This is a genomic window from Streptomyces sp. NBC_00667 (assembly GCF_036226825.1).
Classification (GTDB): domain Bacteria; phylum Actinomycetota; class Actinomycetes; order Streptomycetales; family Streptomycetaceae; genus Streptomyces.
The window spans coordinates 4350164-4366473 of sequence record NZ_CP109022.1; the positions used below are offsets into that span (position 1 = coordinate 4350164).

Below are 16310 nucleotides of genomic sequence, written 5' to 3' on the forward strand. Positions count from 1 at the left end.
ACGGGCGACGACCGGCCTGCCGGAGACCCCCGTACGATGGAGCACATGACTGCTCCCGCCCCTGCTCCCGCTTCCCGCCGCGTCCTGCTCGCCGCCCCGCGCGGCTACTGCGCGGGTGTCGACCGAGCCGTGATCGCCGTCGAGAAAGCCCTTGAGCAGTACGGCGCGCCGGTCTACGTACGCCACGAGATCGTGCACAACAAGTACGTGGTGCAGACGCTGGAGAAGAAGGGCGCCATCTTCGTCGAGCGGACGGAGGAGGTCCCCGAGGGCTCCATCGTCATGTTCTCCGCGCACGGCGTGGCCCCCGTGGTCCACGAGGAGGCGGCGCGCGGCAAGCTCGCGACGATCGACGCGACCTGCCCGCTGGTCACCAAGGTGCACAAGGAAGCCATCCGCTACGCCAACGAGGACTTCGACATCCTCCTCATCGGCCACGAGGGCCACGAGGAGGTCATCGGCACCTCCGGCGAGGCCCCCGACCACATCACGATCGTGGACGGTCCGCACGACGTGGAGAAGGTCACCGTCCGGGACGAGTCGAAGGTCGTCTGGCTGTCGCAGACCACCCTCTCGGTGGACGAGACGATGGAGACGGTCGACGCGCTCAAGACCAAGTTCCCGCTGCTGGTCTCGCCGCCGAGCGACGACATCTGCTACGCCACCTCCAACCGGCAGGCCGCCGTCAAGCAGATGGGCGCCGACTCCGACCTGGTCATCGTCGTCGGCTCCAAGAACTCCTCGAACTCCATCCGCCTCGTCGAGGTCGCCCTGGACGCGGGCGCGGGCGCCGCGTACCTCGTGGACTTCGCGAGCGAGATCGACGAGGCATGGCTGGAGGGCGTCACCACGGTCGGTCTGACCTCGGGCGCCTCGGTGCCGGAGGTGCTGGTCGAGGAGGTGCTGGAGTGGCTGGCCCAGCGCGGCTACGGGGACGTGGAGATCGTCAAGACGGCCGAGGAGTCGATCGTCTTCTCGCTGCCGAAGGAGCTGCGACGTGATCTTCGCGCCGAGGCCGCCGAGCTGATCGCCGGACGCGGCGGGGCCGCGGGGAACACGGGCACCGCCGACGAGTAGGCCACGGGCCGCGCCGTTCTCTACGGTGGTCCCATGGAGATCTTCGGCGTGGACATCGGCGGAACCGGCATCAAGGGCGCTCCCGTGGACCTGGACCGCGGCGAGCCGGTGCACGAGCGCCTCAAACTTGCGACACCGCACCCGGCCACCCCCGAGGGGGTGGCCGACGTCGTGGTCGAGGTCGTCCGCCACTTCGAGTGGGACGGCCCGGTCGGCGTCACCTTCCCCGGCGTCGTCACGGACGGCGTCACGCGCACCGCGGCCAACATGGACCCCGCCTGGGTCGGCATGGACACGGAGGGCCTGCTCGCGAGCCGGCTGGGCGGGCGCCCGGTCACGGTGCTGAACGACGCGGACGCGGCCGGGGTCGCGGAGATGACGTACGGGGCCGGCCGCGGCCGCGACGGCACCGTCATCCTGCTGACGCTGGGCACGGGCATCGGCAGCGCCCTCTTCACGGACGGCCGGCTGGTGGCGAACACCGAGCTGGGGCACCTGGAGCTGCACGGGCACGACGCGGAGAAGCGGGCCTCGGTCAAGGCCAAGGAGGACGCCGACATGACCTGGGAGCGCTGGGCGCGGCGGGTACAGAAGTACCTGGCCCACGTGGAGATGCTGTTCTCGCCGCAGCTGTTCATCATCGGCGGCGGCGTCAGCCGCAAGCCCGAGAAGTTCCTCCCGCTGATCGAGGGCATCCGGGCGGAGATCGTCCCGGCGCAGCTGCAGAACAACGCGGGCATCGTCGGCGCGGCGATGGCGGCCCGCCCGGCGGGGTAGGCCGGTACCGGGGGCGGTTGCCTAGGCCGTGCGCCTGGGCAGCCTCCGCTTCCCGATCAGCGCGGCCTTGCGCACCAGCGCGATCAGCGCGGCGACCACGGTGCCCGCGTACAGCCAGCCGGCGTGCAGGGACAGGGCCGACACGATGCCCATCAGCTCCCCGCCGAAGCCGCCCGAGCCCCCCGAGACGGGCCAGACCCCGACGGCGAACGCGATCGGCACGGACACCGGCGCGGTGATCAGGTCCGCCGGGCGGACCCAGAGCGCGGTCGAGGCGGCGACGGGCAGGAAGAGCAGCCCGTAGGCGAACAGCGAGGAGCCGAACAGCAGCCAGTCGATCCCGCCGACCAACACCATCGCGGCACAGGCGAAGAGCCCCCCGCCGAGCCCGGTCAGCCGGGGCCGGGGCAGCCGTCGTACGGGCGTCGGCCCCGGCGGCGGGGACGTCCGGGGCCGGCGCACGGGGCGCTTCGTCCCGTACCGCCGGCCGCTGCTGTACTGCTCCACCCTGTATGGCTCCACGCCACCAAACTAGGCGGGAGGGGCCCTCCGGGGCGCCCTGGACACGCGTACATCGAGTGCCACTCAGCGGAAAGTAAACTGTCAGGTGGCCCATCCCCGGGCCGCCGCCCCCTCCAGCTACGGGAAGTCGCCAACGTGTCGCTCACGATCGGAATCGTCGGCCTGCCGAATGTCGGCAAGTCGACCCTGTTCAACGCCCTGACCAAGAACGACGTGCTGGCGGCCAACTACCCGTTCGCCACCATCGAGCCGAACGTCGGCGTCGTCGGTGTCCCGGATGCGCGTCTGGCCGTCCTCGCGGGCATCTTCGGCTCGCAGAAGGTCCTCCCGGCGACGGTCGACTTCGTCGACATCGCGGGCATCGTGCGCGGCGCGTCGGAGGGTGAGGGCCTCGGCAACAAGTTCCTCGCGAACATCCGCGAGTCGGACGCGATCTGCCAAGTCATCCGTGCCTTCAAGGACGAGAACGTCGTCCACGTCGACGGCAAGGTCTCGCCCAAGGACGACATCGAGACGATCAACACCGAGCTGATCCTCGCCGACCTCCAGTCGATCGAGAAGGCGGTGCCGCGCCTGACGAAGGAGTCCCGCCTCCAGAAGGAGAAGGTCGCCGTCCTCGCTGCGGTCACCGAGGCGCAGAAGATCCTCGAAGCCGGCGACACCCTCTTCTCGAAGGGCATCACCAAGGGCACGGAGAAGGGCGACCTCCTCCACGAGCTGCACCTGCTGACCACCAAGCCGTTCCTGTACGTCTTCAACGTCGACGAGGACGAGCTGACGGACGACGCCTTCAAGGCGGAGCAGTCCGCCCTGGTCGCCCCGGCCGAGGCCATCTTCCTGAACGCGAAGCTGGAGCAGGACCTCTCGGAGCTGGACGACGAGGAGGCCCTGGAGCTCCTCCAGTCGGTCGGCCAGGACGAGCCCGGCCTCGCCACCCTCGGCCGCGTCGGCTTCGACACCCTGGGCCTCCAGACCTACCTGACGGCCGGCCCGAAGGAAACCCGCGCCTGGACCATCAAGAAGGGCGCCACCGCCCCCGAGGCGGCCGGCGTCATCCACACCGACTTCCAGCGCGGCTTCATCAAGGCGGAGGTCATCTCCTTCGCCGACCTGGTGGAATGCGGCTCGGTCACCGAAGCCCGCGCCAAGGGCAAGGCCCGCATGGAGGGCAAGGACTACATCATGCAGGACGGCGACGTGGTGGAGTTCCGCTTCAACGTCTGAGCGGATGAAGTGACGCCACGTCGCTGACGTGGCAAACAGGCAGGTCAGAAGGGGTCGGACTCTGTCGAGTCCGACCCCTTCGTCGTCACCGTGTGGGGTGGGTGCCGGATGTTCTGACGGGAGATCAGCGGCAATCAGGTCCCGTAGGCGGTGGATCGGTGTCCCCCATGAACGGCCCACGCCACCAGCTCTCCGTCGTCGAGCGTGTAGACGACGCGGTAGTCGCCGACGCGCAGACGGCGTCGCTCTGGCTGGGACACGAGTGCGGTGGTGTCGAAGCCGAGAGGGTCGGTCTCCAGCTCGGTCAGCTTGGCCAGGATGCGGAGCGCCATGTCGCGAGGGATCTTCCGAAGCTCGGCCTGCGCCTCGGGGCGGAAGACGGTTCGGTACTCACTCACCGCGCGCCAGACTCTCCCTCATGATGTGCTCGATCGGGATGCCGGGGGCCGGGTTGGCCATGCGCTCGTCGATGATCCGGTTGATCTCGCGCTCTTCCCACTCCTGGTACTTGCGCAGCACCTCGATGGAGACGACGGCGGCGACCTCCTTGCCCCGGCGCGTGATGACCGTGGGCACGTCGTCGCGGTCTGCGCGCTCCACCACCTCTGCCAGGTGTGCGCGTACGTCGCGGATGGACTCTATGGGCAGCGGCTGCGTCATGCGCACAAGCGTACCGAGTGTCTCATGTGTACACAACGGCTCTCGGTCCTCCGCCGCCTTTGGTGCGGTGGGGGCTTCGGGTCAGAGGCCGCGGACGGAGGCCACCGTGAAGGTGGTGGGGGTGCCGGTGGAGGGGGTCATGGGGCCGTCCTTGTCGAACTGGGAGCGGACCACCAGGGTGCGGCCCGGGGTGTGGGTGAGGGTGGTGGGGATCTGCAGGGCCGGGTCCGTCAGGGTGCGGGTGAGGCGGGCGGCGGTGCCGCTCGGGGTGAGCTGCCAGCGGGTCAGGGTGTTGGTGGTGTTGTGGGCCACGCGCAGGACGCCGCCGGGGGAGAGCTGGAGGCCGTCCCCGTGCTTGAGGTCGCCGCCGCGGAGGGTGACGCGGGACAGGGCGCCCGTGCGGAGGTCGATGCGGTGGAGGTCGCCGGCGGTCATGTCGACGGTCAGCAGGAAGCGGCCCGCCGGGTCGGCGACGATGCCGTTCAGGAAGACACCGCCCCCCGGTGGCGGGGTGATCCCGCCGCTCAGGTCGTACGCCACCTCCAGCACGCCGGAGCCGGCGGCCAGCTGCGCCGGGGTGACGCGGTAGACCGCCGCGCGGAGGCTGTCGGTGAGGTAGGCCGTGCCGTCCGGGGTCAGCGCGAGGTCGTTGACGAAGGACGGCGCGCCGCCCGGGATGCCGAACCGGGCGAGGCGGGACCCGGTGCGGGTGTCGTACACCGCGACGCCGTTGGTGGAGTCGGTGACCCACAGCCGGCCGTGGGCGTCCACGGAGAGGCCGTTCGCGGTGTGGCGGCCGTCGGTCCCGGCCGGGAGGAAGACCTCGGCCGTGTCCTGGCCGGGGCGGGCGCGGTAGACGGTGCCGTCCGCGTACGAGCCGACGTAGACCGTGCCGGTGCGGGGGTCGGAGGTGATGCCCTCGGGGTAGACCTTGGCGCCGGGCAGGACGAAGGCGGTGGAGAGCCGGGGCGCGGTGGTCGCGTCGGCAGGGGCGGCGCCCAGGGTGAGGACCGCGGCGAGGGCGGCGGCGAGGGGGATGGCCCGGGAGGTGGCCCGGGAGGTGATTCGAGAAGTGGTACGAGAGGTGGTTAGGGCGGAGAAGCGCATCTGGACACGTCCTCGTTCAGTGTGAGCTCGTTTGATGATGTGAGGTCGAATGTAAGTTAGAGCTCTAATGAGTGCAAGGAGCCTAGGATGTGGGGATGACGTCCATGCCCGCCCAGGAGCGCATCGGCTCGCACCTCAAGCGCGCCGAGCAAGCGCTCCTCGCGGCGAAGAACACGGCGTGCAAGCCGGCCGCGGTAACGGTTCCCCAGTACGCCGCCCTGCTCTGGCTCGCCGAGAAGCCGGGCATCTCCGCCGCCGCGCTCTCGCGCCTGTGCGGGGTGACGCCGCCGACGATGAACACCGTGCTCAAGAACCTCCAGGAACGCGGGTTCATCGAGCGCAGGCCGCACGAGTGGCACGGCAACGTGCTGGAGACCCGGCTCACCGAGCAGGGCCGGGCCGCGATGGAGCTGGCGGACGCCGGCGCGGTGCGGGTGGAGCGGGCGTTGGCGGCCGAGTTCAGCGCTGAGGAGCGGGAGCGGCTCATCGAGCTGCTGGGGCGGTGCGCACAGGTCCTCGACGCCTTGAAGTGAGGCGGTCGGCGGGGTGCTGGTCCCCGGCTTTTGGCCGGGTCGGGAACTCCCGGCAGGATTCGTACATCAGCACTAGGGAAGCCCGGGCATGCCCGGGCAAGCCCACGGAGCCCCAGGGCACCCCGGGCAAGCCCCACCCCGTTCAGCGTTCGGAGCGAAGACCGTGCCCCTGTACCCACGAAGCCCGCGGTCCCGGGACTCGGCCGCCGACGGCCCCGCGCCCGAGCGGTCCCGTCGCGCCGTATGGATCAGTTCCGGTCTCGCGGCCGTGCTGCTCCTCGGGGGCGGCGGCTTCGCCGCCTGGAAGGCCGAGTGGTTCTCGGGCAACGGTCGGGCCGTCACCTCCGGCAGGACCGCCCCGCCGGCCGGGGCCGCGCACGGCGACGGCAAGGCGCGGCAGAGCCCGCAGCCGCAGGCACCGTCGGCCCCGTCCGCCCCGGCGGCGCCCACCGGCGACCCGGACGTCCTCATGGAGACCGGCCCGCGGTCCGAGTTCAAGCAGACCGCCAAGCTGGACGACGGGACGGTCATCGCCAAGACGCGCCTCGCGGGCGCCAAGTCCGGGTTCGAGGGCGACGTCTGGGTCTGGACGCCCAAGGAGTACGGCGACCCGAAGTACGCCAAGAGCGCCTTCCCGGTCCTGATCTCGCTGCCCGGCGGCAACGGCTTCCCGGCCAACTACTGGTCCGACCGCAGCCTCGGCCTCCAGAAGGCGGTCGAGGAAGGGGTGGCCGCCGGTACCAGCCTGCCGTTCATCCTGATCATGCCGGTGCTCAACCCGGACAACAAGTACTACTACGACGGCTCGGACATCCCCGGCCAGCCGAAGATGGGCACCTGGCTCGCCGAGGACGTCCCGGACTTCACCCGCGCCAACTTCCGTACGTACAAGTCCCGCGACGGCTGGGCCTTCATGGGCTCCTCCTCGGGCGGCTTCGTCGGCATGAAGCAGGTGCTCCAGCACCCGGACCGGTTCAAGGCCGTGATAGCCAGTGGCGGGGAGATAGTTCCCGACTCCCCGCTCTGGAAGGGCCACCAGAGGGAGATGGACGAGAACAACCCGGAGAAGCTCGCCCAGAAGCTGATCGACAGCAACGGGCCGGACGTCTACATCAACTTCCAGGTCGGAACGAAGGAGACCGGCAAGGACCGGATGCTGCGCTTCCAGCGCGAGTTCGGCACGGGCCCGGTGAAGACGACCATCCACGACATCCAGAACGGCGAACACAACGGCTGGCATTACGTCAGGGGGATGAAGGAGAGCTCCCTGGAGTGGATCAGCAAGGTGTTGAAGGGCCCCCAGCCCGCAGCGGGCTAGTCGGCTGGTCGTACGTCCGCTCCACTGCCCCCCACCTGCGCAAACGGCTGCCGCGCCGGTTCCCGGGGCGGTCTGGCGGCCCTGCGCCGGCACCCCGGCCCGCGCGGGGGCGTCCGTCCCCCGCGTGGCTCTCACCACGTCGCACCCGTCCCGGGCAACCCATAGCGTCGTTCACACCTCTGTCAGGGGTGTGAGGGGGACCTATCGGTCCGACCCGCGCTCGCGACGAGCGCCGGAGAAGGAACGGGAAAATATCCGTGCAGCAAGACCAGCAAGGCGACGCCGGCCCGACGACCACGGGTGCGGCTCCGGGTGCGACCACGGGTGCGGCTCCGGGAGCGGCCACAACGAGCGGAACGACCGGCCGGCGCCGTCGGCTGATCCTCCTCGGCGGCGGCCTCGCCCTCGCCCTCGTCGCCGGGGGCGGCGTGGCGGCGTACAAGACCGGCTTCTTCTCGGGCGTGGGCGAACCGGTCGCGTTCGGCAAGACGCAGGAGACCGCCGCGGCCACCGTGGACATGCCCAAGGGGGTCCGCATGCCCACCGGCCCGAAGGCCGCGTTCGTGCGCGCCGCCCGGCTGCCCGACGGCACCCAGATCGCCAAGACCACCCTGACCGGGGCGAAGTCCGGCTTCACCGGCGACGTGTGGGTGTGGGTCCCGAAGGAGTACGACGAGCCGAGGTACGCCAAGAGCGCCTTCCCGGTCCTGATCTCGCTGCCCGGCGGCCGCGGCTACCCCACCAACTACTGGGGTACCGGCCCGGGCCTCGGCCTCCAGCAGGCCGTCGCCGACGGGGTGAAGGCCGGCACCAGCCTGCCGTTCATCCTGGTCATGCCGGTGATCAACGCCGACACCAAGCACCACTACGACGGCTCCGACATCCCCGGCCAGCCCAAGATGGGCACCTGGATGGCCGATGACGTCCCGGACTTCACCAAGGCCAATTTCCGCACCTTCACCTCCCGCGACGGCTGGGCCTTCATGGGCTCCTCCTCGGGCGGCTTCGGCGCCTTCAAGCACGTCCTCAAATACCCCGACCGCTTCAAGGCCGTCATCGCGAGCGGCGTGGACTTCGTCCCCGACTCCCCGCTGTGGAAGGGGAACCGGAGGGCCATGGACGAGAACAACCCCGAGAAGCTCGCCGAGCAGCTGATCGGGGAGGGCGGCCCGGACGTCTACGTCAACTTCCAGATCGGCACCAAGGAGAGCGGCCGCGACCTCGCCGAGAAGTTCATGCGGCAGTACGGGAAGGGCCCCGTGCACACCCGGCTCCAGGTGATCCAGGATGGCGAGCACAATGGCAAGTCGTACGTGCGCGGCATGCGGGAGGGTTCGTTGGAGTGGATCAGCAAGGTGATGCTCGCCCCGACCCCAGACCCCGACGTGCCGTGAGCCCGGCGGTGAGGGGACGCGTCGTCGCCGCGCTGGCCGCCGCCGGGATCGCGGCGGTGTTCGGCGTCGCGTTCGTCGAGGCGACGGGCGACCGGGCGGTGCACCCCTTCCCCACCGTCGGGGTCCTGATGGCCAACGGGGAGCACTGGTGCACGGCCAGCGTGGTCGACAGCCCCAAGGGCAACGTCGTCGCCACCGCCGCGCACTGCGTGGCCCCCGCCGGCGAGGACGGACAGCCGGGTGAGGTCGCGCACGACGGCCTCGCCATCGGTGAGCTCGCCTTCGCGCCCGCCTTCTCCGGCGCGGGCGCGGGCACCCGGCCCCTCGGGCTGTGGAAGGTGCGGTCCATCCACGTCGACGACCGCTGGACGAAGTGGGGCGACGAGACCGCCGACTTCGCCTTCCTCACCGTCGAGCCCGACGAGGACGGCCGCAGCCTGCAGGACCGGGTCGGACGCGACGAGGTGCCGAAGCCCGACTGGACCTCCGGGTACGAGAGGGAGGTCACCGTCGTCGGTTACCCGGAGGCCGACCGCAACCCGCAGAACAAGCCGGTCTCCTGCACGACGCAGACCCGCCACGACGAGGACGACCCCGCCATGCTGTACATCAGCTGCTCGGGATTCTGGACGGGTACCAGCGGCAGCCCCTGGATCGCCGACCGGGGCGGCCCCGGGCGGCCGGGACGGCTGATCGGGGTGCTCAGCGGCGGCGACACGGACGTGGACTCCACGGCCGCGCTCTTCGACGAACGGGCGAAGGCCCTGTACGACCGGGCGGCGCGCGGCTGACCGGCCCCTCAGCCGCGTTCGGTGCTCACGATCAGACCCACTCCCGCCACCACGATCGCCCCGCCTGTCACGATCGGCCAGGTCAGCGGCTCGTCCAGGATCAGCGAGCCCAGCGCGACGGCGACGACCGGATTGACGTAGGCGTACGTGGCCACCAGCGACAGCGGCGCCGAGCTCAGCAGCCACACGTACGAGGTGAAGGCGACGAGCGAGCCGAAGACCACGAGGTAGCCGAGCGCCAGCCACGAGGCGGTGGAGAACTCCGACGGGCGCAGGGCGTGCAGCTCGCCCCGGGCGACACCGGTGAGGACGCCGCCGATCCCGCCCGCGAGCATCTGGTACGCACTGCCCGCGAACGGATTGGCGGGCAGCGACAGCTTGGAGGAGGAGAACGAGCCGAGCGCCCACAGCACCGAGGCGGTCAGCACCAGCAGCACCCCCGACAGACGTACCTCGCCGCCGAACGCGGGACTGGTCAGCACCGCCAGACCGGCCAGTCCCAGCAGCACCCCGGCCACGGTGCGCACCGGCGGCCGGTCCCCGGTGGCCGCCCGCAGCACCACGAGCCACACCGGCACGGCGGCGATCAGGAGGGCGGCGAGGCCGGACGGGACCGAGGTCTCGCCGAGCACCACCAGGCCGTTGCCGCCGAGGACCAGCAGCAGGCCCACCAGCGCCGCCGAACCGAGCTGCGCGCGGGTGACGCGGAGCGCGGACGGTCCGAAGCGCCAGGCGACGATCGCGGCCAGCAGGAGCCCGGCCGTGATGAACCGGGCCCCGGCCGAGAGGAACGGGGGCATCGTCTGCACGACGATGCGGATGGCGAGGTAGGTCGAGCCCCACAGGACGTACACGAGGGTGAGGGCGATCCAGACCGAGCCGGAGATCTTCGATGTGCGCACGTCAGGAGCCTACGGTGGTGCGCCCGGGGGTCAGCCCTTGAGCAGGGCGTTCAGCTCGCCGTATGGGAGGGAGCCGCCGAGCGTCTCGTAGGTTCCGGCGGTGAGCAGCTCCTCGGTGGCGCGGCGGACGACGGCGTACGCGGCCTCGGCCACCCCGGACCCGAGGCTGACGCGGGCCGCGCCGAGGGCGCCGAGTTCGGCGACGGCCGGGGCGCCGGGGCCGACGAGGACGTTGAGCGGGGCGTCGATGCCCTTGGCGAGTTCCGCGATGGTGGAGGGGTCGGTGACGCCCGGGACGAAGATGCCGGAGGCGCCGGCGCGGAGGTAGGCGGCGGCGCGGGCGAGGGTCTCGTCGAGGCGGGTGTGCGGTTCGCCGAGGCCGAAGAGGTACGTGTCCACGCGGGCGTTGATGAAGAGGGGGATCCCGGCGGCCTCCGCGGCGGCGCGGGCGGCGGCGATGCGGGCGGCGTGGTCGGCGGGGGCGCGGTTGCCGTCCTCGATGTTGATCCCCACCGCGCCGGCGGCCAGGACCCCGGTGACGGTCTCGCCGACGCCGGCGGGGTCGGCGGCGAAGCCGCCCTCGATGTCGGCGGTGACGGGCACGGAGACGGCGGCGGCCACGCGGGCGATGAGGTCGAGCGCGCGGTCGCGGGCGAGGGCGTCGCCGTCGGGCGCGCCGAGGGACCAGGCGACGCCGGCGCTGGTGGTGGCCACGGCGGCGGCCCCGGCGGCCTCGACGAGGCGGGCGCTGGCGACGTCCCAGGCGTTGGCGAGGGCCAGGGGGCGGGCGGGGGTGTGCAGAGCGGCGAACGCGGCGGCGGTGGCGCGGGTGGCTGTCATGGGGTCAGTCCACCAGAAGGGGGGTGGTGGGGCTGGCCATTTTCCGACGCGGTCGTGCGGCTGCCGGGGTGCGCCACCGCTGCGCGGGGCGGCCCGGGCCGGACCGGGTTCGGACCCCGGGTTTTCGGACCCCGGCGCCCCCGACACCGCGGCGAGGTGCGGTGTCGGGCGGGCCTGGGTCGCTCGCGCCTCAAGCGGAGGTGGGGCCTAGGCCGGCCCGGAGGTGGCTGCTCCGCACAGGGGGAGGACCGCCGTGCGGGAGCGGAGGAGGTCGGCGGGTGAGGAGGGGGCGACCGCCGCCCAGCAGGCGGCAGCTGTGGGCTCGACCGAGAGACCGCGCCGGGCGAGGTCGGCGCGCGCCGCGCGGAGGCGGTCGTCCGGGACCGTCACGATGGCGCCGCCCGACCGGCGGACCGCTGCCAGGATCTGCCGCGCCCGCGGCGGGGCCGGGATCGCGATGCCCTCCGCCAGGGTCGGCCGCTGCGCCACCGGCTCCGCGTCCTGCGCGCCCGCAGCGAACGCCGCCGCCAGCGGGGCCACCGCCTCCGCCTGGACGCCGATCAGCGCCGGCGGCCGTACCCCGCGCCGCGCCAGTTCCTCCGCCGCCAGCGCCGCGCCCAGCAGCAGCGTGCCGTTGCCCACAGGCACCACCAGCACCTCGGGGAGCCGGCCCCCGAGCTCCTCCCAGACCTCGTACACGTACGTCTTCGTCCCGTGCAGGAAGTACGGGTTGAAGACGTGGCTCGCGTAGAAGACCCCCGGCTCGTCGGCGGCCTCCCGCGCCGCCCGCGCCGCCGCCTCGCGCCCGCCCGGCACGACCCGGACGGCCGCGCCGTGGGCCCGCATCCGCTCGGTCTTCTTCTCCGCGGTGCCTTCCGGCACGAAGACCTCACAGGGCAGCCCGGCCCGCGCGCAGTACGCCGCGAACGCCGTCCCCGCGTTGCCGCTGCTGTCCGCGACCACCCGCTCGGGCCCGAGCCTGCGGGCCAGTTCCACCAGCATCACCGTGCCCCGGTCCTTGAAGGACAGCGTCGGCATCAGGAAGTCGAGCTTGGCCCGGATCCGGTCCGTCAGCGGCACCAGCGGGGTGTGCCCCTCGCCGAGCGAGACGGGGACCTCCCCGGAAAGCGGCAGCACGGGCGCGTACCGCCACAACGACCAGGGACCGGCCGCCGGTTCCAGCGGCGCGGCCGGGTCCGGCGTGAAGTCGAGGTCCCAGGGGCCGCCGCACGCCGGGCAGCACCACCGCGCGGTCGCCACGTCCGCCCGCGTTCCGTCCAAGGGGCATACGTAGCCCGGCAGTTCGTGGGTCATGTGCGGATGTTACGTGTCCGCGCCCGGCCCCACCGGCGAACGAGCCGCCCCTGCCTCGTACGATGCGCGCATTCGTTCGCACCCCGCGCGCCCTTGTGTATGGAGCACCGCCCCCCGTGACCACTCCGCCCCCACCGTTCCCGCCCACCGGTCCGGGCCACCACTGGCCCCCGCCGTCCCCTCCCTCGGTGTGGGGCTCGCCCGCGGCGGCCCCGCTGCCGCCCGCCCTCAACGGCTTCGCCGCCGCCTCGCTGCCGGTCGGGCTGCTCTGCCTGCCGCCGCTGGGCGTGGTCTTCGCCGTCGTCGCGCTGGTACAGATCGCGCGCAAGGGCGACCGCGGCAAGGCGCTGGCCGTGGTGGGCCTGGTGGTGTCCCTGCTGATGAGCGCGGTCCTGGTCTACGCCACGGGCCGGTACGCCGACCCCTTCTTCCGGCGCCTGGGCGCGCAGAGTGCCCGCGCGCACGTCGAGGGCCGGCTGACTGACATGGACGCCCTGCGGCCCGGCGACTGCTTCAACGTCCCCGGCGGCGACCTGCTCGCCGGGCGCGCGGTCGCCTACCGGACGCCCTGCGCGGGCGTGCACCACGCGGAGGTGACGTCCTCGGGCCCCATGAAGGACGGCTCCTTCCCCGGTGCGGAGCGGCTCAAGGAGCAGGCCACGGCCGCGTGCTGGAAGGCGCAGGACGCGTACGCCATGGACAGCTGGGCGGTGCCCGCTTACGCCGAGATGTACTACTTCGCCCCCTCGCGCGAGGCGTGGCGGCTCGGCGACCGGCGGCTGGTGTGCGTCATAGGCACCTCGTCCCGGGAGCACCGGGGCAGCCTGCGCAAGGACGAGGGGGCCCTGAGGCCGGACCAGGTGACGTTCCTGCGGGCGATGAACGCGGCCGACCAGGCGGTGGGGCGCGAGCCCGAGGAGGACGTCGACGGCGCGTTCGCGCAGTACCGGATCTGGGCGCGGGAGGTCGAGGCGGCGCTGGGGGAGGAGTCGCGGATGCTGGGCGCCGTCCCGTCTGCGCGCCCCGAGGGGGCGGCCGCGGCGGCCGCGCGGCTCAGGGAGGTCGAGGCGGCGCGCAAGGAGTGGCGGCGGGCGGCGGCGGCGACGACCCCGGACCAGTTCGAGGAGGCGTGGGACCGGGCGGTGGAGGCGGTCACGATCGACTCGGAGAAGGCGTTGCGCGGGGCGTACGGACTCTCGACGGAGGTTCCGCAGTGGCTGCGGTCGGGCCCGGGCGGTCCGGGTGGCCAGGGTGGCGGCGGTCCCGCGAAGGGTCCGTCGGCCGAGCGCGTGTGACGGCGCGTCGGTGAGTCACGCACGGTAATGGGTTTGAGTGACCTGCCTTCATCACTTCGGGTGAAACTCTGGCCCTTGGTTGCGGCGCACAACCATCGGTTGCCAGGCTGTAGCTGTCTGTCAACCTGATGGGAGTGGCCAGTGACTTTCGGTGAGCAGCCGGCCTATCTGCGCGTCGCCGGTGATCTGCGACGGAAGATCGTCGATGGGTCCCTGCCCCCGCACGCCCGGCTCCCCTCGCAGGCCCGCATCCGCGAGGAGTACGGGGTGTCCGACACCGTGGCGCTGGAGGCACGCAAGGTGCTCATGGCGGAGGGGCTCGTGGAGGGCCGCTCCGGCTCCGGTACGTACGTGCGCGAACAGCCCGTGCCGCGCCGGGTCGCCCGCTCCGGCTACCGCACCGGCGGCCCGTCCACGCCGTTCCGCCAGGAGCAGGCGGACGCGGCGGCCCGCGGCACGTGGGAGTCGAACAGCGATCAGGCCGACGCCCCGCCGGAGATCGCCAAGCGGCTGGGCGTCGCGCCGGGGGACAGGGTGATGCGGACGCGGTACGTCTTCCGCGACGCGGGGGAGGCGATGATGCTCTCCACCTCCTGGGAGCCCCTGGCCGTGACCGGCCGGACCCCGGTGATGCTGCCCGAGGAGGGGCCGCTGGCCGGGTCCGGGGTGGTGGAGCGGATGGCCGCGATCGACGTCGTCGTGGACAACGTGGTGGAGGAGGTCGGGGCGCGCCCGGGCCTCGCGGAGGAGATCTCCCTGCTGGGCGGCGTCCCGGGGCACGTGGTCCTGGTGGTGAGCCGCACCTACTACGCCTCCGGGCTGGCCGTCGAGACCGCCGACGTGGTCGTTCCGGCGGACCGTTACCGGCTGGCCTACCACCTGCCCGTGCGGTAGCCGGCGGACCGGCTCGCGCTGCGCGCGACGCCCGCCGGGTGGTGCGCCGTGTGACCCCGCGGCACTGGATGTGCGCCGGTGTACGCACGGTGTGTTCGCACGCGTGGCCGGATGCGTACGCCTGCCAGGTGCCTCTTCGTGAAAAACCGTATCCGCTCAGTAAAGGTCGGGCGTAGGCTCCGGCATATGCGCAATGCGGTTTCCCGGGCAGGCACATCGGCGGAGGGTGAAACGCGATGAACGACAGCGGTGCCCTGCTCTCATGGCTGGTCATACGTCAGGACGACAACGGCAACCGCTACCGGGTGGGCCGGTACGCCTCCGAGGCCGAGGCCCAGAAGGTCGCCGACAGTCTCGAAGACCGAGGACACAAGCAGCTCTACTGGGTCGAGCGGGTCGGTCAGGACACCAAGACCGCGACGACGAACTGAGTGGCCAACTGAGCGACGGACCGAACGACGGAGCGAGCGAGGAACCGAGTGACCAACCGGGCGCCGGCCCCGCCGGCGCACTGGCATAGGCTCGGCCCATGACTGTACGCGTGGTCGTGGGCGGAGCCCTTTGTCATGACGGGCGCCTGCTGGCGGCCCGGCGCAGCGCGCCCCCCGAGGTGGCCGGCCGGTGGGAACTCCCGGGCGGGAAGACCGAACCGGGCGAGTCGGTCCCCGAGGCGCTGGTGCGCGAACTGCGCGAGGAGCTCGGCGTGGAGACCGAGGCGCTGGAGCGGATCCCGGGCGAGTGGCCGCTCGGGCCCGGCCTGGTCCTGCACGTGTGGACGGCCCGGCTGCTGTCGGGGGTGCCGGCGCCACTGGAGGACCACGACGAACTGCGCTGGCTGGGCCCGGACGAGCTGGACTGTGTGGACTGGCTCGACCAGGACCGCCCGGCCGTCGCGGAAGCCGGCCGCCGCCTGTCCCTGCGCGGGCGCGACTGAGGGCACTTCGGGGGCTTTCCTTCGCCGAGGGGCGCACGGCGGCTCGCGCTGTAGGCCGTCTGCGCCACAGTGCGCCGGTGGTGGACGAACGCGTGGTACGACGCCTCGGATATCGGGTATGTCGCTATTAATCCGTATCTCGTCTCCGAAACGTCCCTGCTGAACCCGACTGGGGTCGCCGCGGCCCGGGAAGTGATCGGCGTGATCGACACAGACGGTGAGTGCGCCGAGTGGGCCTTCCCGGCCGAGCCCGGTTCCGTCCGCACCGCTCGCCACGCCGTGCGCGGAAAGCTGCGCGCCTGGGGTCTGGACTCCGTCGGTGACGTCACCGTCTTGCTGGTCAGCGAGCTGGTGACCAACTCCCTGCGCTACGCTTCCGGCCCCATCGGCGTGCGCCTGGAGAGGCGCGGACCCGACACCGGGGACACCGCCACGGGTCCGGCGCTTATCGTGGAGGTTTCCGATCCGCTTCCGGATCCGCCCCGTGAGCGGGTCGCGAACCCCGACGACGAGGGAGGCCGGGGCCTGCACCTCGTGGCCATGTCGGCGCGCCGCTGGGGCACGCGGCACGGGAAGTCGGGCAAGACCGTGTGGTTCGAGTTGGCACTTCCTGGTGAGTAACAAGGAGAAGGGTTGCCGACCACCATCCACAATGGCTCAAAAACAACGGGACCTTTTTGTGATCGTGAACGCCGTGCCGTCCCGGGCCGTGGTGCTGAATACTTCGG

The 16310-nt window shown here is 72.1% G+C and carries 19 protein-coding genes; 12 read left to right on the top strand and 7 right to left on the bottom strand.

The annotated features are described in order from the left end of the window. The first annotated feature begins 36 nt into the window (after window positions 1-36). A complete protein-coding gene (locus OHA81_RS20345) occupies window positions 37-1077 on the top strand; it encodes a 4-hydroxy-3-methylbut-2-enyl diphosphate reductase (protein WP_329197930.1) in 1041 nt (346 codons plus the stop codon). Window positions 1078-1110: 33 nt separating this feature from the next. Further along, entirely contained in the window at window positions 1111-1854 is a 744-nt protein-coding gene (gene ppgK / locus OHA81_RS20350; RefSeq protein ID WP_329197932.1) for a polyphosphate--glucose phosphotransferase, read from the top strand. 21 nt (window positions 1855-1875) lie between these two features. Here the strand turns inward: ppgK and OHA81_RS20355 are convergent, their stop codons facing one another. After that, complete coding sequence (locus OHA81_RS20355; RefSeq protein ID WP_443056593.1) at window positions 1876-2376, bottom strand: DUF6542 domain-containing protein; 501 nt, start codon at window positions 2374-2376, stop codon at window positions 1876-1878. Between the two features lie 135 nt (window positions 2377-2511). Between OHA81_RS20355 and ychF the strand changes: the two genes are divergently transcribed. Next, window positions 2512-3600: a redox-regulated ATPase YchF gene (gene ychF, locus OHA81_RS20360; RefSeq protein ID WP_329197933.1), complete on the top strand. Its 1089-nt coding sequence runs from the start codon at window positions 2512-2514 to the stop codon at window positions 3598-3600. Window positions 3601-3734: 134 nt separating this feature from the next. Here the strand turns inward: ychF and OHA81_RS20365 are convergent, their stop codons facing one another. The 3 genes from OHA81_RS20365 to OHA81_RS20375 all read right to left on the bottom strand — a co-directional run bounded on the left by OHA81_RS20365 (window position 3735) and on the right by OHA81_RS20375 (window position 5367). Beyond that, entirely contained in the window at window positions 3735-3998 is a 264-nt protein-coding gene (locus OHA81_RS20365; RefSeq protein WP_329197935.1) for a type II toxin-antitoxin system RelE family toxin, read from the bottom strand. Next, window positions 3991-4260: a type II toxin-antitoxin system Phd/YefM family antitoxin gene (locus tag OHA81_RS20370; protein WP_329197937.1), complete on the bottom strand. Its 270-nt coding sequence runs from the start codon at window positions 4258-4260 to the stop codon at window positions 3991-3993. Before OHA81_RS20370 ends, OHA81_RS20365 begins: the two co-directional genes overlap by 8 nt. Before the next feature lie 81 nt (window positions 4261-4341). Beyond that, window positions 4342-5367, bottom strand: coding sequence for an SMP-30/gluconolactonase/LRE family protein (locus OHA81_RS20375; protein WP_329197939.1), 1026 nt, complete (start codon window positions 5365-5367; stop codon window positions 4342-4344). Between the two features lie 95 nt (window positions 5368-5462). Here OHA81_RS20375 and OHA81_RS20380 point away from each other — a divergent pair, with 95 nt between their 5' ends. The 4 genes from OHA81_RS20380 (at window position 5463) to OHA81_RS20395 (ending at window position 9403) form a co-directional block, all read left to right on the top strand. After that, window positions 5463-5900: a MarR family winged helix-turn-helix transcriptional regulator gene (locus OHA81_RS20380; protein WP_329197941.1), complete on the top strand. Its 438-nt coding sequence runs from the start codon at window positions 5463-5465 to the stop codon at window positions 5898-5900. Between the two features lie 163 nt (window positions 5901-6063). After that, window positions 6064-7218 carry an alpha/beta hydrolase-fold protein gene (locus OHA81_RS20385; protein ID WP_443056594.1) on the top strand — a complete coding sequence of 385 codons (1155 nt, stop codon included), beginning with the start codon at window positions 6064-6066 and terminating at the stop codon, window positions 7216-7218. 257 nt (window positions 7219-7475) lie between these two features. Next, entirely contained in the window at window positions 7476-8612 is a 1137-nt protein-coding gene (locus tag OHA81_RS20390; protein ID WP_329197943.1) for an alpha/beta hydrolase, read from the top strand. An 8-nt stretch (window positions 8613-8620) separates the two neighbouring features. Next, window positions 8621-9403, top strand: a complete 783-nt coding sequence (locus tag OHA81_RS20395) for a trypsin-like serine peptidase (protein ID WP_329197945.1) — start codon at window positions 8621-8623, stop codon at window positions 9401-9403. Between the two features lie 8 nt (window positions 9404-9411). Here OHA81_RS20395 and OHA81_RS20400 read toward each other — a convergent pair whose 3' ends face one another. The 3 genes from OHA81_RS20400 to OHA81_RS20410 form a co-directional block, all read right to left on the bottom strand. Then, window positions 9412-10305, bottom strand: a complete 894-nt coding sequence (locus OHA81_RS20400; RefSeq protein WP_329197946.1) for an EamA family transporter — start codon at window positions 10303-10305, stop codon at window positions 9412-9414. A gap of 30 nt (window positions 10306-10335) precedes the next feature. Next, window positions 10336-11145 carry an isocitrate lyase/PEP mutase family protein gene (locus OHA81_RS20405; RefSeq protein ID WP_329197948.1) on the bottom strand — a complete coding sequence of 270 codons (810 nt, stop codon included), beginning with the start codon at window positions 11143-11145 and terminating at the stop codon, window positions 10336-10338. Between the two features lie 207 nt (window positions 11146-11352). Next, entirely contained in the window at window positions 11353-12459 is a 1107-nt protein-coding gene (locus tag OHA81_RS20410) for a pyridoxal-phosphate dependent enzyme (protein ID WP_329197949.1), read from the bottom strand. Between the two features lie 116 nt (window positions 12460-12575). On the opposite strand from OHA81_RS20410, the gene OHA81_RS20415 reads away from it, so the two are divergent. From OHA81_RS20415 to OHA81_RS20435, 5 genes are all read left to right on the top strand, one after another. Further along, complete coding sequence (locus tag OHA81_RS20415) at window positions 12576-13754, top strand: DUF4190 domain-containing protein (protein WP_329197950.1); 1179 nt, start codon at window positions 12576-12578, stop codon at window positions 13752-13754. A gap of 141 nt (window positions 13755-13895) precedes the next feature. Next, on the top strand, window positions 13896-14648 hold the full coding sequence (locus OHA81_RS20420) for a GntR family transcriptional regulator (RefSeq protein WP_329197952.1): 753 nt from the start codon (window positions 13896-13898) through the stop codon (window positions 14646-14648). A gap of 236 nt (window positions 14649-14884) precedes the next feature. Further along, complete coding sequence (locus tag OHA81_RS20425; RefSeq protein WP_329197954.1) at window positions 14885-15079, top strand: SPOR domain-containing protein; 195 nt, start codon at window positions 14885-14887, stop codon at window positions 15077-15079. A gap of 98 nt (window positions 15080-15177) precedes the next feature. Next, window positions 15178-15582 (top strand): (deoxy)nucleoside triphosphate pyrophosphohydrolase, encoded by a 405-nt coding sequence (locus OHA81_RS20430; protein WP_329197956.1) that lies wholly within the window; start codon window positions 15178-15180, stop codon window positions 15580-15582. A 192-nt stretch (window positions 15583-15774) separates the two neighbouring features. Beyond that, on the top strand, window positions 15775-16203 hold the full coding sequence (locus OHA81_RS20435) for an ATP-binding protein (RefSeq protein WP_329197958.1): 429 nt from the start codon (window positions 15775-15777) through the stop codon (window positions 16201-16203). Window positions 16204-16310: the final 107 nt, after the last annotated feature.

Bases quoted from the DNA above. Each gene is read 5' to 3' on its own strand.
- OHA81_RS20380 (WP_329197941.1), top strand. From the start codon at position 5,463: ATGACGTCCATGCCCGCCCAGGAGCGCATCGGCTCGCACCTCAAGCGC.
- ppgK (WP_329197932.1), top strand. From the start codon at position 1,111: ATGGAGATCTTCGGCGTGGACATCGGCGGAACCGGCATCAAGGGCGCT.
- OHA81_RS20430 (WP_329197956.1), top strand. From the start codon at position 15,178: ATGACTGTACGCGTGGTCGTGGGCGGAGCCCTTTGTCATGACGGGCGC.
- OHA81_RS20425 (WP_329197954.1), top strand. From the start codon at position 14,885: ATGAACGACAGCGGTGCCCTGCTCTCATGGCTGGTCATACGTCAGGAC.
- OHA81_RS20405 (WP_329197948.1), bottom strand. From the start codon at position 11,145: ATGACAGCCACCCGCGCCACCGCCGCCGCGTTCGCCGCTCTGCACACC.
- OHA81_RS20375 (WP_329197939.1), bottom strand. From the start codon at position 5,367: ATGCGCTTCTCCGCCCTAACCACCTCTCGTACCACTTCTCGAATCACC.
- OHA81_RS20410 (WP_329197949.1), bottom strand. From the start codon at position 12,459: ATGACCCACGAACTGCCGGGCTACGTATGCCCCTTGGACGGAACGCGG.
- OHA81_RS20370 (WP_329197937.1), bottom strand. From the start codon at position 4,260: ATGACGCAGCCGCTGCCCATAGAGTCCATCCGCGACGTACGCGCACAC.
- OHA81_RS20345 (WP_329197930.1), top strand. From the start codon at position 37: ATGGAGCACATGACTGCTCCCGCCCCTGCTCCCGCTTCCCGCCGCGTC.